This is a genomic window from uncultured Caballeronia sp. (genome assembly GCF_964243625.1).
Taxonomy (GTDB): domain Bacteria; phylum Pseudomonadota; class Gammaproteobacteria; order Burkholderiales; family Burkholderiaceae; genus Caballeronia.
Map to the genome: position 1 here is coordinate 1 of NZ_CAXTGZ010000006.1, position 23,376 is coordinate 23,376.

The 23,376-nt window shown below is 59.8% G+C and carries 22 protein-coding genes; 8 read left to right on the forward strand and 14 right to left on the reverse strand.

The features are described 5' to 3' along the window. Window positions 1-981, forward strand: a 981-nt coding sequence (locus ACFFAR_RS00835; RefSeq protein WP_375507401.1) for a LysR substrate-binding domain-containing protein, incomplete at its 5' end; no start/stop codon positions are given. 109 nt (window positions 982-1,090) lie between these two features. Continuing rightward, complete coding sequence (locus ACFFAR_RS00840) at window positions 1,091-1,354, forward strand: hypothetical protein (protein ID WP_086380613.1); 264 nt, start codon at window positions 1,091-1,093, stop codon at window positions 1,352-1,354. Between the two features lie 224 nt (window positions 1,355-1,578). Here the strand turns inward: ACFFAR_RS00840 and ACFFAR_RS00845 are convergent, their stop codons facing one another. From ACFFAR_RS00845 to ahpC, 8 genes are all read right to left on the reverse strand, one after another. Next, complete coding sequence (locus ACFFAR_RS00845; RefSeq protein ID WP_062172469.1) at window positions 1,579-2,697, reverse strand: LLM class flavin-dependent oxidoreductase; 1,119 nt, start codon at window positions 2,695-2,697, stop codon at window positions 1,579-1,581. After that, window positions 2,694-3,920: an acyl-CoA dehydrogenase family protein gene (locus tag ACFFAR_RS00850; protein ID WP_174362944.1), complete on the reverse strand. Its 1,227-nt coding sequence runs from the start codon at window positions 3,918-3,920 to the stop codon at window positions 2,694-2,696. Before ACFFAR_RS00850 ends, ACFFAR_RS00845 begins: the two co-directional genes overlap by 4 nt. 10 nt (window positions 3,921-3,930) lie before the next feature. Then, window positions 3,931-4,866 (reverse strand): aliphatic sulfonate ABC transporter substrate-binding protein, encoded by a 936-nt coding sequence (locus ACFFAR_RS00855; protein WP_174362945.1) that lies wholly within the window; start codon window positions 4,864-4,866, stop codon window positions 3,931-3,933. Window positions 4,867-4,997: 131 nt separating this feature from the next. Then, on the reverse strand, window positions 4,998-6,587 hold the full coding sequence (locus ACFFAR_RS00860; RefSeq protein WP_174362946.1) for a rhodanese-like domain-containing protein: 1,590 nt from the start codon (window positions 6,585-6,587) through the stop codon (window positions 4,998-5,000). Between the two features lie 61 nt (window positions 6,588-6,648). Beyond that, window positions 6,649-7,725, reverse strand: a complete 1,077-nt coding sequence (locus ACFFAR_RS00865) for an LLM class flavin-dependent oxidoreductase (RefSeq protein WP_174362947.1) — start codon at window positions 7,723-7,725, stop codon at window positions 6,649-6,651. A gap of 172 nt (window positions 7,726-7,897) precedes the next feature. Then, entirely contained in the window at window positions 7,898-8,368 is a 471-nt protein-coding gene (locus ACFFAR_RS00870) for a hypothetical protein (RefSeq protein ID WP_174362948.1), read from the reverse strand. 193 nt (window positions 8,369-8,561) lie between these two features. Further along, window positions 8,562-10,151 carry an alkyl hydroperoxide reductase subunit F gene (gene ahpF, locus ACFFAR_RS00875; RefSeq protein ID WP_062002769.1) on the reverse strand — a complete coding sequence of 530 codons (1,590 nt, stop codon included), beginning with the start codon at window positions 10,149-10,151 and terminating at the stop codon, window positions 8,562-8,564. A 119-nt stretch (window positions 10,152-10,270) separates the two neighbouring features. Continuing rightward, the gene (gene ahpC, locus ACFFAR_RS00880) at window positions 10,271-10,834 is read right to left on the reverse strand and encodes an alkyl hydroperoxide reductase subunit C (protein ID WP_062002770.1); all 564 of its coding nucleotides are present in this window, start codon (window positions 10,832-10,834) and stop codon (window positions 10,271-10,273) included. A 203-nt stretch (window positions 10,835-11,037) separates the two neighbouring features. Between ahpC and ACFFAR_RS00885 the strand changes: the two genes are divergently transcribed. Continuing rightward, complete coding sequence (locus tag ACFFAR_RS00885; protein ID WP_375507402.1) at window positions 11,038-11,733, forward strand: NADPH-dependent F420 reductase; 696 nt, start codon at window positions 11,038-11,040, stop codon at window positions 11,731-11,733. 48 nt (window positions 11,734-11,781) lie between these two features. Here the strand turns inward: ACFFAR_RS00885 and ACFFAR_RS00890 are convergent, their stop codons facing one another. Next, complete coding sequence (locus tag ACFFAR_RS00890) at window positions 11,782-13,386, reverse strand: ABC transporter substrate-binding protein (protein ID WP_174363758.1); 1,605 nt, start codon at window positions 13,384-13,386, stop codon at window positions 11,782-11,784. 320 nt (window positions 13,387-13,706) lie between these two features. On the opposite strand from ACFFAR_RS00890, the gene ribA reads away from it, so the two are divergent. Then, the gene (gene ribA / locus ACFFAR_RS00895) at window positions 13,707-14,357 is read left to right on the forward strand and encodes a GTP cyclohydrolase II (RefSeq protein WP_174363755.1); all 651 of its coding nucleotides are present in this window, start codon (window positions 13,707-13,709) and stop codon (window positions 14,355-14,357) included. Window positions 14,358-14,610: 253 nt separating this feature from the next. Further along, a complete protein-coding gene (locus ACFFAR_RS00900; RefSeq protein WP_174363754.1) occupies window positions 14,611-15,030 on the forward strand; it encodes a type II toxin-antitoxin system HicB family antitoxin in 420 nt (139 codons plus the stop codon). A gap of 43 nt (window positions 15,031-15,073) precedes the next feature. Here ACFFAR_RS00900 and ACFFAR_RS00905 read toward each other — a convergent pair whose 3' ends face one another. The 4 genes from ACFFAR_RS00905 to ACFFAR_RS00920 all read right to left on the reverse strand — a co-directional run bounded on the left by ACFFAR_RS00905 (window position 15,074) and on the right by ACFFAR_RS00920 (window position 19,460). Then, a complete protein-coding gene (locus ACFFAR_RS00905; protein ID WP_174363753.1) occupies window positions 15,074-15,796 on the reverse strand; it encodes a 2OG-Fe(II) oxygenase in 723 nt (240 codons plus the stop codon). Between the two features lie 76 nt (window positions 15,797-15,872). After that, window positions 15,873-16,523, reverse strand: coding sequence for a recombinase family protein (locus ACFFAR_RS00910; RefSeq protein WP_375507403.1), 651 nt, complete (start codon window positions 16,521-16,523; stop codon window positions 15,873-15,875). Window positions 16,524-16,654: 131 nt separating this feature from the next. Next, window positions 16,655-17,140 carry a hemerythrin domain-containing protein gene (locus ACFFAR_RS00915; RefSeq protein WP_256927536.1) on the reverse strand — a complete coding sequence of 162 codons (486 nt, stop codon included), beginning with the start codon at window positions 17,138-17,140 and terminating at the stop codon, window positions 16,655-16,657. Window positions 17,141-17,168: 28 nt separating this feature from the next. Then, complete coding sequence (locus tag ACFFAR_RS00920) at window positions 17,169-19,460, reverse strand: ATP-dependent DNA helicase (protein ID WP_375507404.1); 2,292 nt, start codon at window positions 19,458-19,460, stop codon at window positions 17,169-17,171. Window positions 19,461-19,579: 119 nt separating this feature from the next. Here ACFFAR_RS00920 and ACFFAR_RS00925 point away from each other — a divergent pair, with 119 nt between their 5' ends. The 3 genes from ACFFAR_RS00925 (at window position 19,580) to ACFFAR_RS00935 (ending at window position 22,321) form a co-directional block, all read left to right on the forward strand. Then, the gene (locus ACFFAR_RS00925) at window positions 19,580-20,125 is read left to right on the forward strand and encodes a DUF4142 domain-containing protein (RefSeq protein ID WP_082771526.1); all 546 of its coding nucleotides are present in this window, start codon (window positions 19,580-19,582) and stop codon (window positions 20,123-20,125) included. Between the two features lie 34 nt (window positions 20,126-20,159). Continuing rightward, on the forward strand, window positions 20,160-20,453 hold the full coding sequence (locus ACFFAR_RS00930; RefSeq protein WP_062172488.1) for a hypothetical protein: 294 nt from the start codon (window positions 20,160-20,162) through the stop codon (window positions 20,451-20,453). A gap of 83 nt (window positions 20,454-20,536) precedes the next feature. After that, the gene (locus ACFFAR_RS00935; RefSeq protein WP_174364126.1) at window positions 20,537-22,321 is read left to right on the forward strand and encodes a thiamine pyrophosphate-requiring protein; all 1,785 of its coding nucleotides are present in this window, start codon (window positions 20,537-20,539) and stop codon (window positions 22,319-22,321) included. A 50-nt stretch (window positions 22,322-22,371) separates the two neighbouring features. Here ACFFAR_RS00935 and ACFFAR_RS00940 read toward each other — a convergent pair whose 3' ends face one another. Then, complete coding sequence (locus ACFFAR_RS00940) at window positions 22,372-23,358, reverse strand: NAD-dependent epimerase/dehydratase family protein (protein WP_174364125.1); 987 nt, start codon at window positions 23,356-23,358, stop codon at window positions 22,372-22,374. Between the last annotated feature and the right edge of the window lie 18 nt (window positions 23,359-23,376).

Sequence of the window (23,376 nt, forward strand, 5' to 3'; positions counted from 1 at the left end):
ATGGTGCCGGTCGCCAATGACTACAGCCGCTTCGTTGCCTGGAACGTTTATGACCGGCTCGTCAGCCATGGCACAAAGGTCATGGAGAATGGCGCGCTCGGCTATGACGTGACTGTCATGAAGCCGGAGCTGGCGGAGAGCTGGGACATCCAGGACGGCGGCAAGACCATCATCTTCCACCTCCGCAAGGATGCGACCTTCCATGACGGCAGCCCCGTCACGGCCGATGACGTGAAATGGTCCTTTGACCGGGCGGTGACGGTGGGCGGGTTTGCGACGGTGCAGATGGGTGCGGGATCGATGACCAAGCCCGAGCAGTTCTCGGTCGTCGATCCGCATACCTTCAAGATGACCTTCGACCAGCCCAACAAGCTCACCATGCCGGATCTCGTCGTGCCGATCCTGAATGGTTTGCAGGAGAGCAACCCGGGGTTATCGATAGAAATCGTCGAAGACACAAGTGCGCGCATGTTGTCGATGCTCGACGAAGGCCGTCTGGATCTCGTGGTCGGTCGGTCGATTGTCAGTGATGAGCCGTCGAAGTATCACTATCAGCCGCTGGGGGACGAGCCGTTGTCGGTGGTGGTGGGTTACGACCACCCGCCGTTTCCCCCCCATGAGCTGAGTTTTGCGGATCTTGCGGGGCACCGATGGGTGACTTATCCGAGCTCCATGCCGATGCAGGCCATGCTTGCACGAGAGATGGACCTTGCGGGCGCGCAAGTGCCGATGAGTGCGATTTCGACGGCATCGACGTTTGTGACGGTTGCGCTGTTGCAATGCAGTGCGGATCTGGTTTCGGTGTTGCCGGCCGGCGTGGCGAGGCTTTTTTGCAAGCATCGGATGCTGCGGGCCGTGCCGATAGATTTCAAGTCGAGGTCGCAGACCTTTGGGATCGTGACGAGGAGGGTCGGGGTGTTGTCGCCGATGGGGCGGCTGTTTGTGGAGATGGCGGTGGGGAGGGGGGTGGAAGGGGCTTAGCGGTTGGGCTTTAGAGGCACGGTGGCAAGCAAAGCCGCAGCGTTGCTGCAGAAGCCTTGAAGTGCAAGCAACACGCTTTCGCCAATTACTAAATTTGCCGAGGATATTAATGGCACAAAACACAAAACAACGCTCACTTGTGTTGACCTATTCGCGAGATACCGACGCGATCAACATTCATAGCGTATCGACTGGCGCAGTTGCGGCGGTCACCGCGACCGCGCTGCTGACACCGGTTTTTTTAGGAGAGCATGCACACGCGTTAAACGATGAATTTGCACGCCGGTTAGGTGCGGGCTTGCTCGCAATGCTCGCAGTCACGAATCCAGAGTTGAAGCCGTTTATATCGACTACCGCTAGTCCGATGCCGTGACAAAAAAGCCAAGACGATGGACAGGTTTTTTCTGTGGTGCGACATACGTGCTTATGTGACGCAATGGTCTGCATTGGCGTCGGTAACAAACCCTTTAATTGAAACCGGCAGAAAGCGGCCGACTGGCGCGCTGCCGCAGAAGATCAACGTCGTGGACCATCTCGCGAAGGTGCGATAACAACGTGCTTGCCCGATGTCACCGCTTTCGCATTGCCGGAGTTCGTTCAGCCCTGAGCCGTTTCAAGTTCCCTTGCCCGGCTCTTGCTATCTTCCTTCGCCACAGCTGCGTGCACGACCGGCAGCAGGTCACGTCCATAAGCGAGTGCATCTTCAAGCGGATCGAAGCCGCGAATCAGGAACGTCGAAATCCCGAGCCGGTAATACTCGATCAACGCTTCCGTCACTTGCTCCGGCGTACCCACCAGCGAAGTCGAATTGCCCGCAGCCTTCGTCAGCGCAGCAATGCCCGTCCACAACCGCTTGTCCACAACGCTGCCTTTCGCCGCTTCAGCGAGCAGACGTTGCGAACCGACGTTCTTCGGCTCGCTCGGACGGCGCGTGAAATTGGGGTTGCTGGTCACCACTTGCTTCGCCCGCTCGAGAATCGATTCCGCGCGTGCCCACGCGGCATCTTCCGTAGCAGCGATGATCGGCCGCAGCGACAAGCTGAACCGGATTGCATGCTCGCGTCCATAAGGCCGGGCCGCTGCGCGCACGCGTTCGATGGTCTCCGCGACCTGCGCAAGCGATTCGCCCCAGAGCGCAAAGACATCGGCATGTTTGCCCGCGACCTGAATGGCCGCGTCCGACGATCCGCCGAAATACACCGGCAAATGCGGCTTCTGCACCGGGCGAATCAACGAGCGATGTCCACGTACTTTGTAGAACTCGCCGTCGTGGTCGAAGGGCTTTTCGCTGGTCCACGATTGCTTGACGACATCAAGGTATTCATCGGTGCGTTTATAGCGGTCGTCATGTTCGAGGAAATCGCCGTCGCGTTGTTGTTCCGTGTCGTCGCCGCCGGAAATGATATGCACCGCGGTACGTCCCGCACTGAAATGATCGAGCGTGGCAAGCTGGCGCGCCGCCAGCGTCGGCGCAACAAAGCCCGGCCGATGTGCGAGCAGGATTCCAAGGCGCCTGGTCTGCTGCGCCACGAACGATGCAATCTGGAAGCCATCGGGCGATGCGCTCGAATGCGCGATCAGCACGCGATCGAAGCCGCCATACTCATGCGCCTGGGCAACCGCCGCGATGTACGGCGGATTGACAGCGGGACCTTGCGGCAAGTGAATCTCGCTCGATTCCTGATGGCTGACATAGCCGATGAATTCAACGCTCATGATGGTGTTTCCTCAAGAAATTTTGGAAGCGTGGCGAATGCGGCACGGCCGAGGGCGCCCAGCAGTGCGTCGTTTTGTGGCGTATGAATGCGCGAGCAAAGCACGTCGCGATGATGCCGTTCAAGCGCGTTGTTGCGGCTCAAACCCGGATTGCCGCTGGCCTCCACGGCAATCTCGACTGCGTTGATGGCGTTTTGCGTGACGAGAAATTTGATGGCAGGCGCTTCTTGCAGCGGCACGCGGCCTTGCGCGCCGGCATCGAGCAGCACGCGATTGTTGAGCAGCAACGCGTCGATGCGTCCCAGCGTCTGCTGGAAGCTGCCAAGACTCGACAACGGCGCGCCGAGGTTGGCCGGCGTGCGATCTGCAGCCCAATGCGCAAACCAGTCGCGCGCGGAGCGGGCAACGGCGTCATAGATGGATGGAAGCAACACGTTCATCCATAGCGTAGTGAGCGGATCCATGCCGGCGACATTGGCCTCGGGCAGATTCAGATCGACGGCCTGCGCTGCGGGAACTCGCACGTTTTCGAAGATCACTTCATGGCTGCCGGTCGCGCGCATGCCGAGATGATTCCACGGCTCGCCGAAACGAATCCCCGGCGTATCGCGATGCACGAGGAACGTGCCGACGCGCGGAGCGGGTTCGTCGGTGCGGCCCCATACGGCGAACCATGTCAGGCCCGGACTTCCTGTTGAATAGATCTTGCTGCCGTTGAGGATCCACGCATCGCCGGATTCATTCAGGCGTCCGATGGTTCCCGGCAAGCCGCCACGCGATGGCGAACCAAGTTCCGGTTCAACGCGCAGCGAATTGATGAGCGCGCCGTTTTCAACGGCGTCGCGCGCAACCTGCTGCTTCAGTGCCTGAGGCCAGTTCGGATTGGCCTGCAAACGCAGATGGTAAAGCGATTGCATGACCAGGATCAGCGCAGTCGACGGCTCGCCACGCGCCACGGCGTGGACCACCTTGCGTACTTGCGGCAGCGTTGCTTCGCGGCCACCGAGTGCACGCGGTACGGTCAACGCAAGCAGCCCCGCGCTTCGAAGGCGCGCGAGGTTGTCGTGCGGGAAGATCGCATCGTGATCGAGCGTGCCGGCCGTTGCCGCGAATTCCTGCGTGAGCAAGGCAAGCCATTTATCGGCGGCGGCGCTGTCGAGGTCGGCGAGGGCGTCCAGCGCGGCTGGATCTTGAAGGTGGGTGTCCGGGTGCCGTACGGTCATGGGAAATCCGTTAGTGCGCGGTGAATTGAGGATCGAAGCTCGGGGTGACATCGAGCGTCGTCTTGATCACGCCCGCGCGGACGTACACGTCAGCAGTGCGCTGCTGTTCGGCGATCACGGCTTTATCGATGGAGATGGGCTTCAACTGCGCGCGCTGGTACACGACCTTGAGGACATCGACAGGCAGGTGCGTGACACGCGACTGGATCGCCGCGACTTCGTCCGGATGCGTCAGCGCCCAGCGCTGACCTTCTGCCACGCGATGCACGAAGTCATCGATCTGTGCCCGTTTGGTTGCGAGCGATGCATCGGTTGCAGCCTGAAAACTCAGCCCCGATGACAGACCCACGCCGTTCGCCACGCTGCGATTCTTGTCACGCAATTCGCCGAGCGCAACGTAAGGGTCCCATGTGGACCACGCATCGACGTTGCCCGATTCCAGCGCCGACTTCGCATCGGCGGGTTGCATGTATTGGAGGGTGACATCGGAGAGCCTGATGCCCGCGCGTTCGAGCGTCGCAACAACAAGATAATGGCCGATCGAACCGCGCGTGGTCGCGATGCGCTTGCCCTTCAGGTCGGCCGCGCTTTTGATGGACGACCCTTCCGGCACGAGGATCGCAAGATCGACGGGCGTCGACCGGGTAGCGGCCACTGCACGAACGCGCGCGCCTGCGGCGTAGGCGAAGATCAAGGGGGCATCGCCGAGGCCGCCTACATCGATTGCGCCTGCGTTCAAAGCCTCACCCAGTGGCTGGGCAGCGGGAAAGTTGAACCACTCGATCTTGTACGGGACGTCTTTCAACTGACCCGATGCTTCCAGGATGCCGCGCGTTTGCAACTGCTGGTCGCCGACTTTCAAAACAGTTTCAGCATTCGATGCAAGCGGCCAGAGCGCCGTGAATGCAGTCAGCGCGGCGATCGACAGGAGACTGCGTCGTTTCATGAATCATCCATGCAAAAGAAAAGATTCACGATACGGACCGCCGCGACATTAGACAAACGCATTGTTCTGCTTTGCTAATCGTCGAGATTGGAATGAAGCGCGCTCGGCCCGCACGCGTCATTCCGCTGGCGTTAGATCACGAAAAAGCCGTGCGTGCCGTCGCGCTCCAACTGTGCGACGAGACCGTATTCCCATTCGAGGTACGCGTTCATTGCATCATGTGGCGCGTCGGTGCCTTCATAAGGCCGCCTGTATCTGTCGATACGGGGTGACGCCAGATGCGTCTCGCCTTTTTCGAGCGGCAAGCCGGCCGCAATCCACGACGCTGTACCGCCTTCGAGCAACAACACGGGCTTGCCGGTCAGCGCCGCGACATCGGGTCCGGCAAACGCGGCCAGCGCGCTCGACGCGCACGTGACCACATATTGCTTCGCGTCGGGTAATGCGGGCAGGTCCTCAGGCAGGCGCGAGCGGACGGCCCACCATGCGCCGGGGATATGCCCCTTCACATGATTGGCGCTTGCCGTGAAGTCGAGCACGATCGTCCGGCTCGCTGACTCGTCGAGCACCGCAGCGAGGTCTTTTGCTGTGATCGTTGGAAGCGGCGAAGGTTGTGCCTTCGCGCCGCGCCACGGACCCCGTTCAGTTAGCGCAGCGTTGCTTGAATCGTCGATGACATGAACGTCGTTGTTCATCTGCGCGAGCCACGATGCCGTCATGTTGGCGCGTACGCCGTCGTCATCGAAGAGCACGATGCGCGCGCCGCGAACCGGTGCGAACATGTCGGTTTCCTGCACGAGTTGGCCGCCCGGCGCGCCCTGAAAACCTGCAGCATGCGCATGCTCGTATTCGGCGGGCGTGCGCACATCGAAGCGATACGTCGTGCGTGTCGGATCTTCCGCCCAGCTTTGAGCGACCGCAAAAGTCGTGCGCTTCACGCCTGCGCGATCTGCCACCGAGCGTGCAGATTTGCGCGATGCATCGTCGGCGCGGCCATCATCGATAGCGAACTGATTGGCGCTTCCATGTGCGAGCGTCTGCCCTGCAAGCAACCAGCCGATCGTGCCATTGCGCAGAGCCGATACCGGGTTCGGCAGTCCCGCGTTCACGAGCGACTGCGTGCCGATGATGCTGCGCGTACGCCCCGCGCAATTCACGATCACGCGTGTATTCGGATCGGGCGCAAGCGCGCGGGCGCGCAACACCAGTTCGGCGCCCGGCACGCTGATGCTGCCGGGAATGTTCATCGTCTGGTATTCGTCGTAGCGGCGCGCGTCGAGCACGACCACCTCCTCGCCGCTTTTCAGCAACGCATCGACTGCTTCCGCCGATAACGCCGGCGTATGCTGCTTCGCTTCCACGAATTCGCCGAATGCCTTGCTTGGCACGTTGACGTCGCGGAATACTTCGCCGCCTGCGCGTTCCCAACCTTTCAGGCCGCCATCGAAAACGGAAACTTCGGAAAACCCGAGCGCTTCAAAACGGTTTGCTGCGCGTTGCGCGAGACCTTCGCCGTCATCGAGAAGAACGATCGGCACGCTCTTGCGCGGCAGCTTGGTCAGCGCATCGAGTTCGATTTTCGACAGCGGCAGGTTGGCCGCAAAGAGCGGATGACGCTGTGCGTGCGGATCTTCTTCGCGTACATCGAGAAAGGCGATTTCGCGTTTGGACAGCAGGGCGTCGCGCACGTCGTCGAAACTGCGCAGGGGGGTGTCGCTCATGAATGAAGTCGTTCCTTCGGGAGGTTCGAATACGGGTGATGTAGCCGGAAGCGGGGACGCCTCAAGCTGCGTGCGCAACACGCGATGTCAGTTCGCGCGTGAGCGGAATCAGTTCGCGGCCGTAGTCGAGGGCGTCTTCAAGCGGATCGAAGCCGCGAATGAGGAAGGTGGTGACGCCGAGAGCGTGATACTCGGCCAGTGTCTCGGCGACTTGCGAAGGCGTGCCCACGAGCGCCGTTGAATTCGACCGTCCGCCGATCTCCTTTGCCACGCCGGTCCAGAGCCGGTCATCGGCACGCACGCCGTCGCCCGCTGCCGCAAGCAGGCGCCGTGCGCCTTCGCTTTGCTGAGGCGTCGCTTCGCCCAGGCCTTGTTCGGCACGCAGCCGCCGTGTCTCGGCGAGGATATGTTCCGCACGTTCCCACGCGGCCTTTTCAGTGGCCGCGAGAATCGGCCGGAACGAAACCGAGAAGCGCACGTTGCGTCCGTGTTTGGCTGCTTCCGCGCGAACCCGCGTCACCTGTTCTTGAACCTGATCCTTCGATTCGCCCCACAGCGCATAGACGTCTGCGTGCTTGCCCGCGACTTCAAGCGCCGGCGCCGATGCACCGCCGAAGTAGATCGGCACGTAAGGCGCCTGCCTTGGCTTGACTTCGGAGAATGCTTGTTCGAAGCGGTAATAGCGGCCTTCATGATCGAACGGTTTCGATTCGGTCCACACGCGGCGCAGGATTTGCAGATATTCGTCGGTGCGTGCGTAGCGTTCATCGTGCGAAAGAAAATCGCCGTCGCGGCGTTGTTCAATATCGCTGCCACCCGAAATGAAGTGGACCGCGAGCCGCCCGCCGCTCAACTGGTCGAGCGTGGCGAGTTGCCGTGCGGCGAGCGTCGGCGCGACGAAACCCGGCCGGTGCGCGAGCATGAAATGGATGCGCTCCGTGACGCCGGCCGCGTAGGCGACGGTCAGCATGGCGTCGGGGCTTGTGGATTGATAGGGCACGAGAATGCGGTCGAAGCCGGCTTTTTCGTGCGCCTGGGCAAAGTCGCGCGTGTAGCCGATATCGAAAGCCGGGCCACGCGCCAAGTGTGTTTCCGAGACCTTCTGCTGCTGGATCATGCCGATGAATTCGACGCTCACGAACGCTGCTCCTCGTTGAATCATACTGTGAGGCAGTGCGCGAAGAAACGCTTCATGACGCCTGCCGATTGCCTTGAAGGCTAACATCGGCATATGCAGATCTTAAATATCAATACGAGCTAAACATATCGGAAAGGAGGGGTTGGAGGCGCGCTTTCAACACCCCCGCACTTCACTTCGCCCCTCTCCCCGAACCCGATCTCGCGCTCGCCGGCGAGCGTGCTTTCCATCGAATGGTGGTCTCGCTGCCGACGACCTCATCCATCGCCGATGCAATCAATTCGACGCGTTCTTCGCGCGTAAAACTCGAATACGCGACGCCATCCACCACCCCGTGTTTCTTGAGCAAATGAATTGCGGCCGACCGGTTCGCTTTTTCCAGCTCCAGATCTTCCTGCGCCTGCATCAACGCCGCGGTCAGGCTCGCCACCGCCGCTTTCTCCTGCGAGACATCGAATTGCATGAGATCCATTTTGACCTGAAGCTCGGGCGCGCTTGCCGAGACCCGGGTTTTCAATTGCGCCAGTTCGCGGCGTAACGCGCTTTCCCGCTCGAGTGTGCGTTCGAGTCTTTGCGTTACAGCGGGATTTGAACGCGCGCCGCCGCGAAAAAAGGTGGAAAAGGTGTGATCCAGGATTCCCATGACGGTTGACCTCGAGGAAGATGGTTGTCAGCTCCCGATATCAACGGCAAGCAAAAAGAAAACTTTAGCTTTTCATCAGATGATTAAAACGGATAAAACAAAACGCCCGATAATCGATTGCATCGCGATTATCGGGCGTTCCTTTCGAGCGTGTTGCTAGCGGATTAAATTCCCGCCGGCAAGAAAATTAAATTCAAGCGACTGCTTCTTCCGCGCCAACTTCAACTTCTTCCGATACCGAATTGCGGATCAAATAATCGAATGCGCTCAGCGACGCCTTTGCGCCTTCGCCCACCGCAATCACGATCTGCTTGTACGGCACGGTGGTGACGTCGCCGGCAGCAAACACACCCGGCACCGACGTTGCGCCCTTCGCATCGACCACGATTTCACCGTGGCGCGACAGCTCGACCGTGCCCTTGAGCCATTCGGTATTCGGCACGAGGCCGATCTGCACGAACACACCTTCCAGCTCGATGTGCTTCGCTTCACCCGAACGCAGATCCTTGTACGAAAGACCGTTGACCTTCTTGCCGTCGCCGGTGACTTCCGTGGTCTGCGCTTGCGTGATGATCGTCACGTTCTTCATGCTGCGAAGCTTGCGCTGCAGGACGGCATCGGCCCGCAACTCTGCGCCGAATTCGATCAGCGTCACGGCGCTGACAATACCCGCCAGATCGATCGCCGCTTCCACGCCGGAATTACCGCCGCCGATCACCGCTACGCGCTTGCCCTTGAAGAGAGGACCGTCGCAATGCGGGCAATAGGCCACGCCGTGATTACGATATTCCTTCTCACCCGGCACGTTGATTTCGCGCCACCGGGCACCGGTTGCCAGCACGATCGTCTTCGCTTTCAGCACTGCGCCGTTGGCGAGGCGCACTTCGTGGATCGTGCCCGGCACGAGCGCTTCGGCACGCTGCACGTCCATGATGTCCACCTCGTAGCTCTTGACGTGCTGTTCCAGCGCCGTCGCGAACTGCGGTCCTTCCGTCTCTTTCACCGAGACAAAATTTTCGATGGCGAGCGTATCCAGCACCTGGCCGCCGAAGCGTTCGGCCGCAACGCCTGTCGAGATGCCCTTGCGCGCCGCGTAGATTGCGGCAGCCGCGCCGGCAGGTCCGCCGCCGACGATCAGAACGTCGAACGTGCCTTTACCTTCGATTTCCTTTGCAGCCCGCGCGCCAGCGTTGCTGTCGAGCTTGGCGAGGATTTCCTTCACGCCGGTGCGGCCCTGGCCGAACACTTCGCCATTCATGTAGACGGTCGGCACGGCCATGATCTGGCGCTTCTCGACTTCGTCCTGGAACAACGCGCCGTCGATGGTGACCTGGCGAATGCGCGGGTTGATGAGCGCCATCACGTTCAGCGCCTGCACGACTTCCGGGCAGTTCTGGCATGACAACGAGATATACGTTTCAAACTGATAGTCGCCGTCGAGCGAGCGGATCTGTTCGATCACGGCGTCGTCGAGCTTGACCGGGTGGCCGCCGGTTTGCAGCAGCGCCAGCACGAGCGAGGTGAATTCATGGCCCATCGGAATGCCTGCGAAGCGGATGCCCGTAGGCTTGCCCGGTTCGCCGATGGAAAACGACGGCTTGCGCTGGTCGTCGTCACGCGTTTCGATCACCGCAATGCGGTCCGACAGCGTGGCGATTTCCTGGAGCAGGTCTTTCAATTCGACCGACTTCGGGGAGTCATCGAGGGAAGCGACGATCTCGATCGGCCGGCTGACCTTTTCCAGATACGCTTTCAACTGAGTCTTGAGGTTGGCTTCCAGCATGGCGGTTTCGAGTCCGTTTAAAGATGATTTTTGTTCGGGAGACGTGCTGACAGACATCCGGGCCGCGAACGGCCCGGACAATACAGCGCAATACAACTATTTCTTGAGCTTGAAGCCGCTTAGATCTTGCCGATCAGGTCGAGCGACGGCGTCAGCGTTTCTGCGCCCGGCGTCCACTTGGCGGGGCAGACTTCACCCGGATGCGACGCAATGTATTGCGCCGCCTGGACCTTGCGCAGCAACTCGCCAGCGTCACGGCCAATGCCGTTGTCATGGATTTCGCACAGCTTGATCTCGCCTTCCGGGTTGATCACGAACGTGCCGCGCAGAGCCATGCCTTCTTCTTCGATCAGCACGTCGAAGTTGCGCGAGATCGTCAGCGTCGGATCGGCGATCATCGGGTACTCGATCTTGCCGATCGTGTCCGACGTGTCGTGCCATGCCTTGTGCGTGAAGTGGGTGTCGGTCGACACGCCGTAGATTTCCACGCCGAGCTTCTTGAATTCAGCGTAACGGTCGGCCAGATCGCCGAGTTCCGTCGGGCAAACGAACGTGAAGTCAGCCGGGTAGAACACCAGGACGGACCACTTGCCTTTCAGGCTTTCGTCGGTAACCGGCACGAAATCGCCATTGTGGTAGGCAGTTGCCTTGAACGGTTTGACCTGGCTGTTGATGATCGGCATTGCGTAAGTCCTTGTGTTGAAGTGGTTAAGGAATGGAATGAAGTATGCGGGTTTGCCCTCGATTAGCAAAATCGAATGATTCAATGAGGCCGATGTTGATTGCCTATCAGCCTCGCCGCGGCGGGCATTCTAGCGCGTCCGGCGGTTTCAGGCATAGGCGTTGCGCGCCTTATGGCATGGGCCTTTAAACGAACGGAGGGTGTATGAAGATTGGCATCATTGGTGCGGGAAATATTGGTCAGGTGCTGGCGCTGCGTTGGGTCGAGCATGGTCACGAGGTGCTGATCGGCAATTCGCGCGGGCCGGATACGTTGGCCGATGTCGCGGCTGAAACCGGCGCAAGACCCGCTGAACTGGCCGATGTCGTGCACGGTGCAGACGTGATCGTAGTGACGATCCCGGAAAAGAAGGTGCTGGATCTGCCAGCAGGATTACTCGCGGACGTACCTGACACGACGGTGTTCATCGATACAGGAAATTATTATCCGCGTGAGCGCGATGGCCGGATCGATGGAATCGAGTCAGGCATGCTCGAGAGCGAGTGGGTCGCGCAGCAGATCGGGCATCCGGTTATCAAGGCTTTCAACAATATCTACGCAGCCCATTTGCGCAATCACGGCAAGCCGGAAGGCACGCAGGGGCGCATTGCGTTGCCGGTATCGGGCGACAGTGCCGACGCCAAGGCGGTCGTCCTGCAACTGGTCAACGAACTAGGCTTCGATGCCTTCGATAACGGCGGTCTCGACAATTCCTGGCGCCAGCAGCCGGGCACGCCGGTCTACACGAAGGACTTTGATCTGGAGGGCCTGAAGGCAGGCCTGCAGAAGGCGGACAAGACGCGCACGCCGCAATGGAGCGCGACGGACAAGAGCCCGGGGAGTTTCGAGCAGCCGGCTTGATGACAGGCGGCGGACTTATATGTGTCCGCCGCCGCACCCTCGAAGCGATCAGTCCAGCGACACCCCATCAAACCGATGGCCGCCCAGTGGGCTCAGTTCATAACCTTTCACGTTCTTCGTCATCAGCTGGAACGCGTTGGCATGTGCAAGCGGTGTGTAAGGAACCTGATCCTTGAACACGACCTGCGCCTCTTCATAAAGCTTCGTGCGAGCGTTCTGATCAGTAACCAGGCGCGCTTTGCCGAGCAGATCGTCGAATTGCTTGTTGCACCACTTCGCCATGTTGCTACCGTGGACGGCATCGCAACCGAGCGTGGTGCCAAGCCAGTTGTCCGGGTCGCCGTTGTCGCCCATCCAGCCGTACAGGATGGCATCGTGCTCGCCGGCCTGCTTCGCGCGCTTGTTGTACTCGGCCCATTCATACGAAACGATATTCGCCTTCACGCCAATCTTCGCCCAGTCCGACTGGATCAGTTGCGCCATCAGGCGTGCGTTGGGGTTGTAGCCGCGCTGCACTGGCATGGCCCAGAGCGAAATGCTGAAGCCATTCGGAAAACCCGCCTCTTTTAGCAGATCACGCGCCTTCGCGGGATCATATGGCGCGTCTTTCAGCGCCTTGTTATAGGACCATTGTGACGGCGGCATCGGGTTCGAGGCGACCGTCGCCGCGCCTTCATAGACGCTCTTCAGAATCGCTTGTTTATCGATGGACATGTCCAGCGCGCGCCTCACCAGCACGTTGTCGAGCGGCTTGTGCGTGGTGTTGTAGCCGACATAAGCCACGTTGAAGCCGACGCTCGACAGCACTGCCAGCTTCGGATTGTTGCGCGCGCTCTGGATATCGGCGGGACGTGCATACGACGTCATCTGGCATTCGCCGCTCGTAAGTTTCTGCATGCGCACGGCTGCGTCCGGCGTGATTGCGAACACCAGCTTCGAGATATGCACGTCCTTCTTGTTCCAGAAGTCCGGATGCGCGTCATAGCGGATGGTCGCGTCCTTCTGATAATCGCGGAACACGAACGGACCGGTCCCTACCGGCTTCTGATTCAGGTCCTCGGCCTTGCCCGCCTTGAGCAACTGGTCGGCGTACTGCGCCGAGACAATGGACGCGAACTCCATCGCGATGTTGCGCACGAAGACCACGTCGGAGGTGTGCAGCGTGAAGCGCACGGTGTAGTCATCGAGTTTTTCGACCGATGCAATGTTCTTGTCGTAACCAAGATCGCTCAGGTACGGGAAGCTGACCGGGTGGGCCTTCTGGAATGGATTCTCCGGGTCGATCATGCGCTTGAACGTGAAGACGACGTCATCGGCGTTGAAGTCGCGGGTGGGCTTGAACCAGTCCGTGGTCTGGAACTTGACGCCGTGGCGCAGATGGAACGTAAATGTCTTGGCATCGGCCGACTCGTCCCACTTTTCCGCGAGACCGGGGACGAGGTCGAGCGATCCACGCTTGAATTCGACCAGCGTGTCGTAGACGGCGTGCGCGCCGGCATCGAAGTCCGTGCTGGTGGTGTATTCCGCCGAATCGAACCCTGCCGGGCTGCCTTCCGAGCAAAACACCAGCGTTTTGCCCGCCGCGTGAGCCGCGCCGGACATGGCGCCGGACGCAGCAAGTGCGATCAGCATGGATCCCGCAGCGCGGGCCATGCGGGAAGGGACAAAGGACAGGCGACGTTGATTGGGCATGGAGATGGGTCTGGTGAGTTGTCTATGTAGTCATGTACTTTACCAACCGGGGAATTTTTATCGAAGCGAGACGTTCTTCTTTCGATATGCCTGGTTCGCGTCGAATCCGGCGGATTTCAGGCGGGAGCCGGCGGTTGCACGTTGCAGGCTGCAAATATTTCCCCGGCGTTTTAACATGTCGGACCGGGCGACACCGCATATTGATACAGTTACCGGTTCAGCCGGCAGGCAAGAAACCTTCCGGCATGCGGCCCGCGCCCTTAAATGCTGTACAAGAGAACATGAAAAACGTTTCCGATTCAACGGCATCCACTGCCGAGGCTGTCAACGAAGAATGCGTCGAACTCGTGGCGAAGGCCACCATTCCCACGCGTTACGGCATCTTCGAATCCCATGTGTATCGCGTAAAAAGCACTGGCGCGGAACATTTGACGCTGATCATGGGCGATGTCGCCAACGGCGAATCCGTGCTTTGCCGGCTGCATTCCGAATGTGTCACTGGCGATGTATTCGGCTCCTACCGCTGCGATTGCGGCGAACAGCTCGATCTGGCAATGCGGTATATCGCAGCTGAGAATCGCGGGATTCTGCTGTATCTGCGCGGTCATGAAGGCCGGGGCATCGGCCTTGCGAACAAGATCCGTGCGTATGCGTTGCAAGAGCAGGGCTATGACACGGTCGATGCCAACCTGCAGCTCGGTCTTCCCGACGACGCACGGGAATACGATTCGGCTGCGGCGATCCTGCGTGCGCTGGATGTGCGGTCAGTGCGGCTGATGAGCAATAACCCGTCGAAATTCGATACGCTGCTCAAGCATGACATTCCGGTGTGCGAGCGGGTGGCGCTGGCCATTCCGATGCGCGAGGAAAACGAGCGTTATATCAAGACCAAGCAGGTCAAGTTCGGGCATTACTTCGATGAGAATGAGTGATTGAGGGGTGGTATGGCCTGCAGCGGGCGGATTTATAGCGAAGCTTTGAAGGCAACATTCCACTTTCTTGCATAGCTCAGGCGGCCGTTCAGCGGCCGTTTTCCTTTTCTGCCTCCCCGTCCTCATGCAAAACATTAAATACAACACATAAGTTGCGTTCTACCAGGATGGATAACAACATATATGTTGTATTCTAGCTTCAGCACATTCGCCTTCGCATGAAGGGCCGAACTCATTGGAGAATCAAACGACCATGTTCTCTTATCCAGTGAAAATGGAGCGGGACACGAATAACACCTACCTCGTGACCTTCCCGGATATCCCCGAAGCAATATCCGTCGGAGACGACGAAGACGAAGCCTTGCTCAATGCGCTTGACGCGCTCGAGAGCGCCATCGAGATCTACTTCGATGAAAAACGCGAGGTTCCGCTACCATCGAAGGCGAAGAAAGGGCAGAGCGTCGTCAAGTTGCCGGCACTCGTGGTTTCGAAAGTGTTGCTGGCTAACGAAATGATCCGCCAGGGAATCAGGAAATCGGAGTTGGCCCGTCGGCTGGATGTTCATATGCCGCAGGTCGACCGGCTACTTGATCCGCGGCACTCCTCCAAACTCGACGCAATTGAAGCAGCGTTCGCCAAACTTGGCAAACAACTGGACGTTTCCATCTCATAGTTGCACTGATCGACGAGACTCGGGGCATGCAAGCATCGGTAAATCACGTTGCATCGTGGAAAATCACGCCTGCCGTGTGCCGATGCCCCGAGCGCAACCGGCTGACCCAGTGCCGCAGATTCACCCGGTAGACTCCGCGTGTCCCGTTCACCGGCCTCTGGTGCACGGCAAAAATCACCGCGTCGCCTTGTGCCAGCGGCACTACTTCGGCCCGCGATTGCATGCGCGGCCGCTGCTCGGTCATCACAAACTCGCCGCCCGTAAAGTCGCGCCCGGGAGCGGACAGCAAGATCGCCATCTGCAGCGGGAACACGTGCTCGCCGTATAGATCCTGGTGCAGGCAGTTGTAATCACCCTCGGCGTATTGAAGGATCAATGGCGTGGGCCGGGTTTGCCCGGCGGCGTGGCATCGGCGAATAAAATCCGCGTGGACCGCCGGATAGCGCGTGTCGATACCCATGAGCGCGGTCCATCGGTTCGCGACCGGCACGAGGTGCGGATAAACCGTTTCGCGCAATGTGCCGATCATCTCGGGCAATGGATAGCCGTAATACTTGTATTCACCGCGCCCGAATCCGTGGCGGCCCATCACCACACGGCTTCTGTACAAATCGTCTTGTGCGTAGCGCGACGAAAGCGCGTCGCATTCGGCGGCGGTCAGGAGTTGGTCGACGCTCGCGCAGCCGTACCGGTTCAAATCGTCTTCTATCCGATGCCAGTCGGTCGCGTTGACGCGCCCAGCGATATCAGTGTTCAAACGGTCCATCGGCGATGTCTCCTTGCAGATCAATCCACCGATATTGCTCGACTCCGCTATCCCGCGCACGCCGGAAGTTGCGCTTTCATTCGCCGTGAACCGCCAGTGACTCGTGCGCTGAAACGTCCGATTCTGCGGCGCCGGCGTGCGTCCCTACTTGTCTGGACGCCGCGTCGCGTAGCCGGATGATTGTCTGGCGCGACGTGTTCAGAACCCGCGCGATGGCCGTCACCGTGCTGCCCGCCGCGAGCGCGCTCAGCGCCTGCTTGCGCTGCGACTCGGACAACGATGCAGGACGTCCTTGCGGCGCACCAACCTGCTTGGCGATGGCGGCGGCGTCGAGCGCCCGTGCGCGTTTGGCGTCGCGTTCGAGTTCGGCGGCGAGTTGAAGCATGCGTATGGGCGAGTCGCTGCCCGTAACGCACAGGTCGTTGCTGCCCGCGTCGAGGCAAATGGCGCGCGCGCGCCTGGCCGCGAGCGCGGTGAGCGTGGACACCACGTCGCCGACGCCACTGCCGAGATATCCCAGGCGGGAAATCACGAGGGTATCGCCAGGCTTGATACGGCGGATGACCTGCTGCAGCGCCGGACGCGACGAGGCCGCGACGGCATTGCTGCAGTGATCGACGAGCACGGCTCCCATATCGACGAGAAAGCCCGCTGCGTCGATCTCGATCAGGTCACTTTCCCGAATGTCCTGATGGCCGCCGGTGTTTATATAGACGAATAGGGTCACAATTTGCCCTCCAGAGAAAGCCGTGCCCGTGATGCTCGGTGCTCTCAACCAACCGACGCGGGCCAGCAGTTTTTGCGAATATTAGCAAAATTGCGGGCCCGATCAAATCCACCTGTCCACATTTGAAACACTCAATGCGAAGTGGCAACTTCCGTGATCTTGTTCTGCAGCGCTTCATGGCGCTTTGCGATCTGTTCGCCCATTGCCTTCAGGTCGAGCTTGGTCTTGCGTAGCTCCGGAAACAGTTCCGACTCTTCTTCTTCAACGTGATGATTTACGCTCTCGGTGAGCACCTTGAAGGTGGCGTCGAAACCTTCGTCGCCGGCCTGCATGGTGGTGAACTTTTCGATCAACGTCTTGACGAGAAAGTGCTCCACGTACGCTTCATTCACATCGTCCTTGTCGTCCTTGCCGAGCGCATCCTTCGCGGCCGGATAGAGGATTTCTTCTTCCACGATCGCATGCATGGTCAGCAGCTCGCATGCACGCTGAACCAATGTCGCCTTGCGCTCCAGGTCGTTTTCATCGGCGCGTTCGAAGGCTTCGAACAGCTTTTCAACCGCGCGATGCTCTTCTTCGAGCATGGTCAACGCGTCTTGCTTCTTTGTATCGGCCATGACGGCTCCTTGTGTGGGGATGACACACTCAGAGCAATACGGGTGCCCGAGGGGTGCTCACGTGGCGCACGATCTCGACTTCCCACCACGCGGGGAACAATCGCCGGACTTCGGTGCGGGCGAAGCGGTCATCGATCAGATAAAGCACGCCGCGATCATGCTGTCCCCGGATGACACGGCCGGCGGCCTGCACCACCTTCTGCAAGCCTGGAAACAGGTAGGTGTAGTCGTATCCTGCGCCAAACTCCCGGTCCATGTGCGTTTTCATTTGCTGGTTGACGGGATTGAGTTGCGGCAACCCGAGCGTTGCGATAAAAGCGCCGATCAGGCGTTGGCCCGCGAGATCGATACCTTCCCCAAATGATCCGCCAAGCACGGCGAAACCGACGCCGCGACTGGTTTCGGTGAAGCGGGCAAGAAAGGCGTGCTGACCGGCTTCGCTCATTGAACGGGTTTGTTGCCAGACCGGGATATCCGGGTACTCGTGGCGCAACGCGCTCGCAACCTGATCCAGATAGTCGAAGCTGCTGAAAAAGCTGAGGTAGTTGCCGGGCATGCGCCGATACTGCGCCGCGATCAGCTCGACGATCTGCGGCACGGACTGCTCGCGATTGCGATAACGCGTGGACACGTTTGCCACCACGCGCACCTGCAACTGATCCGCATGAAAAGGCGACGCAACGTCGACGTTCGTACAGGTTTCAGGGAGGCCGAGCATGTCGCGATAAAAATGTGCGGGCGAGAGCGTGGCTGAGAACAGCGCGACCGAATGCGCCTGTGCGAAACGCGCTTTGAGATGCGGCGCGGGCACGCGGTTGCGCAAGCAAAGCACACTTTGATTGCGCGAGCCGGCGAGGGTGATATCGAAGAGAGAATGGGTGTCGAAGCGTTCCGCAATGCGCACGAAATGCGTGGCGTCGAAGTAAAAGCGCAGCGTGTCGCGATCGAGTGCAGCCGGTTGTTCGCCAATGAACTCCGTGACGACTGCAATCATGTTTGCAAGCGTTTCCAGCAATCGCGCCGGCAGCGTTTCCTGCACGGCGTATTCATCGGTTTGCTGGCCTGTGAGCGTTCTCCATGCACGGCCGATCTGATCGAATGATCGCTTGAGCGGCGCGGGGGCAGCGCGGCGAACGCTGCGAAAACGCGCTTCGTCCAGCGTTGCGGAATACATTGCTCGGGCGCGTTCCACCAGGTTGTGCGCTTCGTCGACGAGCACGCTCACGCGCCACTCCTTTGACTCGGCGAGCGCGAAAAGCATGGCGCTGGTATCGAAATAATAGTTGTAGTCGCCGACGATCACGTCGCTCCAGCGCGCGAGTTCCTGGCTCAGGTAATACGGACACACCGCGTGGTCGAGAGCGACCGTGCGCAGCGCATTGCGGTCGAGCCGGGTCACTTCCAATGCCGCTTCGCGCGCTGCGGGAAGACGATCGTAAAAGCCGCGCGCAAGCGGACAAGACTCGCCGTGGCACGCTTTGTCGGGATGCTCGCAAGCCTTGTCGCGTGCGACCAGTTCGAGCACACGCAGCGGTGTCTCCGGGCCCAGCGTGGTGAGCGCGTCGAGGGCGAGCTGGCGGCCGGAGCTTTTTGCGGTCAGAAAAAAGATCTTGTCGATCTGCTTTGCTGGCCATGCCTTCAGCATTGGAAACAGGCTTCCGAGGGTCTTGCCGATACCCGTCGGCGCCTGCGCCATCACACAGCGTTCTTGTACGGCGGCGCGATAGATCGAGGCTGCCAGTTCGCGTTGTCCGGTACGAAACGACGCATGCGGGAAAACCATTGCGCTGAGTGCGTGGTTAAGCCGGGCCGTGTGTTCGAGTTCCTGCTGCGCCCAATCGAGAAAGCGCGAACACTGCAGCTCGAAATGCTCGCGCAAGGTTTCCGCGGATTGCGTTTCCGTGATGACGGTTTCCTTCTCGCTGGCGATATCGAAATAAACCAGCGCAATCCCGATCTCGCGCAATGCCATCTTCTTGCAGCACATCCAGCCGTAGATGCGCGCCTGCGCCCAATGCAGATGGCGATGATTCTCGGGGATGGCATCCAGGTTCCCGCGATACGTCTTGATTTCTTCAATCTGATTGAGCACGGGATCGTAGCCGTCCGCGCGACCGCGCACGTGCAGCGCGCCGAAGGTATCGGAGAGCGTGATTTCAGCTTGATAAAGGTCGTGACGGCGCGCGGCGACGATCTTGTGCCCGGCCATGCCCTGCTGCGCCGTGGGCGATGGCGTGAAGCGCAGATCGAGATCACCTTGCTTGGCAGTGAATTCGCAAAGCGCGCGGACTGCGACGACGGAGCAGGGTTGTTCGGGCATTTTTACTGTATGGATGTACAGTAAATATTAGCATGCCCGAGCCGTTTGGGTATGGAGGTTGCTGTGATCTTCCGTACGCAGTTGATCAATTTCGATAATTTCGAATCACGGAGATCTGAATGAAGACCACGACTCTTTCCACATTGCTCGCCGCCTGCCTGATCACGAGCGCCCCGCTGGTCCATGCACAGACGGAAGCCGCGTCCACCACAATGGCAAACCCGCTGTCCGATACGGACAAGGCGTTCGTGCAGGCAGCTTCAATGTCATCGTCCACCGAGATAGACGCAAGCAAGCTCGCGATGACCCATTCCAGCGACAAGGACGTGAAGTCCTTCGCGCGGCACATGATGATGGATCACACGAAGCTCACCGTGCAGTTGAAGATGGCGGCACCCAAGGGTGTGACGGTTCCGAAGGACAACTCCGATACATCGATCCTGGATTCGCTCAAGCCGCTGAAGGGCAAGGACTTCGATACGGCCTACATCACGAAGGTCGGCGTCGAGGGACACAAGCAAGCGGTCGATGCATTCCAGAAGGAAATCTCCGACGGGCAGAACGCCGACCTAAAAACGGCTGCGCAAAAGGCGCTGCCGACAATCCAGGATCACTACAAGATGGCGCAGGCGCTTGCAACGAAGAAGGGCGTGTCGGCGCAATAACGTATCGGCCGAACGGAACTACGGGAGTGACTTCATGAAAGATGGAAAGCGAATTGTTCTGGCAGGTTTGTTCGCCGTCGTATCGACAATCGCATTGGCGCAAAGCGGTGGTGCGGGCGGTAATGCCGGTGGCGGAAATGGTAACGGTGGCTCAGGCGGCGGAAATGCGCATAGCGCCGCGACCGCCGGTATGACGAGCGGCGGCGACCCTGCATCCGGCACGATGGCCAAGAGCGGCAAGACGCACAAGAAGATGGCCCGCAAGTCCGCGACGGACACGACCAACATGCCGGGCGCGGACGCAAGCAGCGACACGAAGGGACAGTAACAAGCAAGAAGGGCTGACCGGAAAAGCGCGGCTTCGCAGTCGCGCTTTTTCATATAAACGCAGATAACGTGCAGGAGCATGCAATGGCGCAGACAGTAGGCGACTTTATCGTGGCGAGGCTTCATGCGTGGGGCGTGCGCAAGATGTTCGGTTATCCCGGCGACGGCATCAACGGCGTATTCGGTGCAATGCGCCGCGCGCCATACCAGATCGAGTTCATTCAGGCGCGGCACGAGGAAATGGCCGCGTTCATGGCATGCGCGCATGCCAAGTTCACGGGCGAACTCGGCGTGTGTATCGCGACCTCGGGACCAGGTGCATCGCATCTGATTACCGGCCTCTACGACGCTCGCATGGACCACATGCCCGTGCTCGCCATTGTCGGGCAGCAGGCACGCACCGCGCTTGGCGGCCATTATCAGCAGGAGCTGGATCTGTCGTCGCTGTTCAAGGATGTCGCCGGCTCCTTTGCGCAGCAGGCTACGGTGCCTTCGCAGGTTCGCCATCTCGTTGATCGTGCGGTACGGATCGCGTTGTCCGAGCGCCGTGTGACGGCGATCATCCTGCCGAACGATTTGCAGGAAATGCCCTATGAAGAACCGGAACGGGCACATGGAACGTTGCACTCGGGCGTGGGCTGGACCGCACCAAAGGTGGTGCCTTATGCCGCCGATCTCGAACGCGCGGCTGCGGTGCTCAACGATGGGCGGCGGGTCGCGATTCTTGCCGGCGCAGGCACGCTCAACGCAAGAGAGGAATTGATCGCGATAGCCGACAAACTTGGTGCCGGCGTTGCAAAGGCGTTGCTCGGCAAGGCTGCCTTGCCTGATGACCTGCCCTGGGTCACTGGATCCATCGGGCTGCTCGGCACGGAGCCGAGCTACAAGCTGATGGCCGAGTGCGATACGTTATTGATGATCGGCTCGGGCTTTCCATACGCCGAATTCCTGCCGAAGGAAGGCCAGGCGCGCGGCGTCCAGATCGACCTGAAGGGCGACATGCTGAGCCTGCGTTACCCAATGGAGGTCAACCTGCAGGGCGACGCGGCCGAGACCTTGCGGGCGCTGTTGCCGCTGCTCGAGCAAAAGACGCAAGGTAGCTGGCGCGACCGCATCTCGCGATGGAACCGGAGCTGGCACGAGACGCTTCACGACCGCGCGATGCAAAGCGCCACGCCGGTCAATCCGCAACGCGTGGCGGTGGAGCTTTCATCACGTCTGCCGGACAACGCAATCGTCACGAGTGACTCGGGTTCGTGCGCGAACTGGTACGCACGCGACGTCCAGGTGAAAAGCGGCATGATGTGCTCGCTCTCAGGCGGTCTTGCATCAATGGGCGCAGCGGTTCCCTATGCGATCGCTGCGCGCTTTGCGTATCGTGATCGTCCCGTGGTTGCGATGGTCGGCGACGGCGCGATGCAGATGAACAACATGGCCGAGCTGATCACGCTGATGAAATACCGGAAGCCGACCGACGCCGCGTGGGTCTGCGTGGTGTTCAACAATCAGGATCTGAATCAGGTGACGTGGGAGCAGCGCGTGATGGAGGGCGATCCCAAGTTCGAAGCGTCGCAGCAGATTCCCGACGTCCCGTATCACAAGTTCGCGGAACTGATCGGCATGAAGGGGATTTATGTGGACGATCCCGAGCGTCTCGGCGCCGCATTCGATGAAGCCTTGGCTTCGGACCTGCCGGTGCTTGTGGAAGTGAAGACGGACCCGAACGTGCCGCCGCTGCCGCCGCATATCACGGTCAAGCAGGCGAAGGCGTTTGCTTCGACCTTGCTGCAGGGCGACCCCGAACAAGGCAGCGTGATCCTCGATACCGCAAAACAGGTGCTGGCTGGCGTATTGCCTTCGAAGAGCTAGGTCGGCACGCGTGGTGTTCCGTTTTACGAAGGAATTCCACGCCGCCGAGGTCAAACGGGCGCGGGCAACTTCGCACGGTCTTCAGCTTCTTTCGTCAGCCGACTGAAATAATCGGCGGTTCGCTTCAGTCCGTCATCGAGTTCAGTGGCCGGTTGCCAGCCAAGCGTGTTCTTCGCAAACGTGATGTCCGGCTGCCGGTGACATGGATCGTCCATGGGTAACGGCTCGAACACGATTTCCGACGACGACCCCGTCGACTCGATTATTCTTCGCGCAATCGCGAGCATCGACAACTCGTGTGGATTGCCGAGGTTCATGGGTCCCGTCACATCTTCAGGGCTGTTCATCAGGCGAATGAAGGCATCGATCATGTCATCGACATAACAGAACGAGCGCGTCTGCGAGCCGTCGCCGTAAATGGTGATCGGCTTTCCTGCTAGCGCCTGCATCATGAAGTTAGAGATGACGCGGCCATCTGCGGGATGCATGCGCGGACCATACGTATTGAAGATCCGCGCGACCTTGATCGACAAACCATGCTGCCGCCGATAATCCATGAACAGCGTTTCGGCGCAGCGCTTGCCTTCGTCGTAACACGCGCGAGGTCCAAGCGGATTGACGTGTCCCCAGTAGTCTTCCCGTTGTGGATGAACGCGGGCGTCGCCATAGACTTCGCTTGTCGATGCCTGGAAGATTCTCGCCTTCACGCGCTTGGCGAGGCCGAGCATGTTGATCGCACCGTGCACGCTGGTCTTCGTTGTCTGCACCGGATCGTATTGATAATGAATCGGCGAAGCAGGGCACGCGAGGTTGTAGATTTCATCCACTTCCACATAGAGCGGAAACGTTACGTCGTGACGCATCAGCTCGAAGTTCGCGCAGTCCAGCAAGTGCGCAATGTTGTCCTTCGTCCCGGTATAGAAGTTATCGACGCACAGCACGTCATGCCCGAGCGCCACGAGTCGTTCGCACAAATGCGAGCCGAGGAATCCGGCGCCGCCGGTCACCAGAATGCGGCTGCGATGATGTTCTTTCATGATGATCCTCGGATGCTT

Excerpts from the sequence above, each read along its gene's own strand:
- ACFFAR_RS00840 (WP_086380613.1), top strand. The coding sequence starts at position 1,091 with ATGGCACAAAACACAAAACAACGCTCACTTGTGTTGACCTATTCGCGA.
- ACFFAR_RS00845 (WP_062172469.1), bottom strand. The coding sequence starts at position 2,697 with ATGAGCGTTGAATTCATCGGCTATGTCAGCCATCAGGAATCGAGCGAG.
- ACFFAR_RS00850 (WP_174362944.1), bottom strand. The coding sequence starts at position 3,920 with ATGACCGTACGGCACCCGGACACCCACCTTCAAGATCCAGCCGCGCTG.
- ACFFAR_RS00855 (WP_174362945.1), bottom strand. The coding sequence starts at position 4,866 with ATGAAACGACGCAGTCTCCTGTCGATCGCCGCGCTGACTGCATTCACG.
- ACFFAR_RS00860 (WP_174362946.1), bottom strand. The coding sequence starts at position 6,587 with ATGAGCGACACCCCCCTGCGCAGTTTCGACGACGTGCGCGACGCCCTG.
- ACFFAR_RS00870 (WP_174362948.1), bottom strand. The coding sequence starts at position 8,368 with ATGGGAATCCTGGATCACACCTTTTCCACCTTTTTTCGCGGCGGCGCG.
- ahpF (WP_062002769.1), bottom strand. The coding sequence starts at position 10,151 with ATGCTGGAAGCCAACCTCAAGACTCAGTTGAAAGCGTATCTGGAAAAG.
- ahpC (WP_062002770.1), bottom strand. The coding sequence starts at position 10,834 with ATGCCGATCATCAACAGCCAGGTCAAACCGTTCAAGGCAACTGCCTAC.
- ACFFAR_RS00885 (WP_375507402.1), top strand. The coding sequence starts at position 11,038 with ATGAAGATTGGCATCATTGGTGCGGGAAATATTGGTCAGGTGCTGGCG.
- ACFFAR_RS00890 (WP_174363758.1), bottom strand. The coding sequence starts at position 13,386 with ATGGCCCGCGCTGCGGGATCCATGCTGATCGCACTTGCTGCGTCCGGC.
- ribA (WP_174363755.1), top strand. The coding sequence starts at position 13,707 with ATGAAAAACGTTTCCGATTCAACGGCATCCACTGCCGAGGCTGTCAAC.
- ACFFAR_RS00900 (WP_174363754.1), top strand. The coding sequence starts at position 14,611 with ATGTTCTCTTATCCAGTGAAAATGGAGCGGGACACGAATAACACCTAC.
- ACFFAR_RS00905 (WP_174363753.1), bottom strand. The coding sequence starts at position 15,796 with ATGGACCGTTTGAACACTGATATCGCTGGGCGCGTCAACGCGACCGAC.
- ACFFAR_RS00915 (WP_256927536.1), bottom strand. The coding sequence starts at position 17,140 with ATGGCCGATACAAAGAAGCAAGACGCGTTGACCATGCTCGAAGAAGAG.
- ACFFAR_RS00920 (WP_375507404.1), bottom strand. The coding sequence starts at position 19,460 with ATGCCCGAACAACCCTGCTCCGTCGTCGCAGTCCGCGCGCTTTGCGAA.
- ACFFAR_RS00925 (WP_082771526.1), top strand. The coding sequence starts at position 19,580 with ATGAAGACCACGACTCTTTCCACATTGCTCGCCGCCTGCCTGATCACG.
- ACFFAR_RS00930 (WP_062172488.1), top strand. The coding sequence starts at position 20,160 with ATGAAAGATGGAAAGCGAATTGTTCTGGCAGGTTTGTTCGCCGTCGTA.
- ACFFAR_RS00935 (WP_174364126.1), top strand. The coding sequence starts at position 20,537 with ATGGCGCAGACAGTAGGCGACTTTATCGTGGCGAGGCTTCATGCGTGG.
- ACFFAR_RS00940 (WP_174364125.1), bottom strand. The coding sequence starts at position 23,358 with ATGAAAGAACATCATCGCAGCCGCATTCTGGTGACCGGCGGCGCCGGA.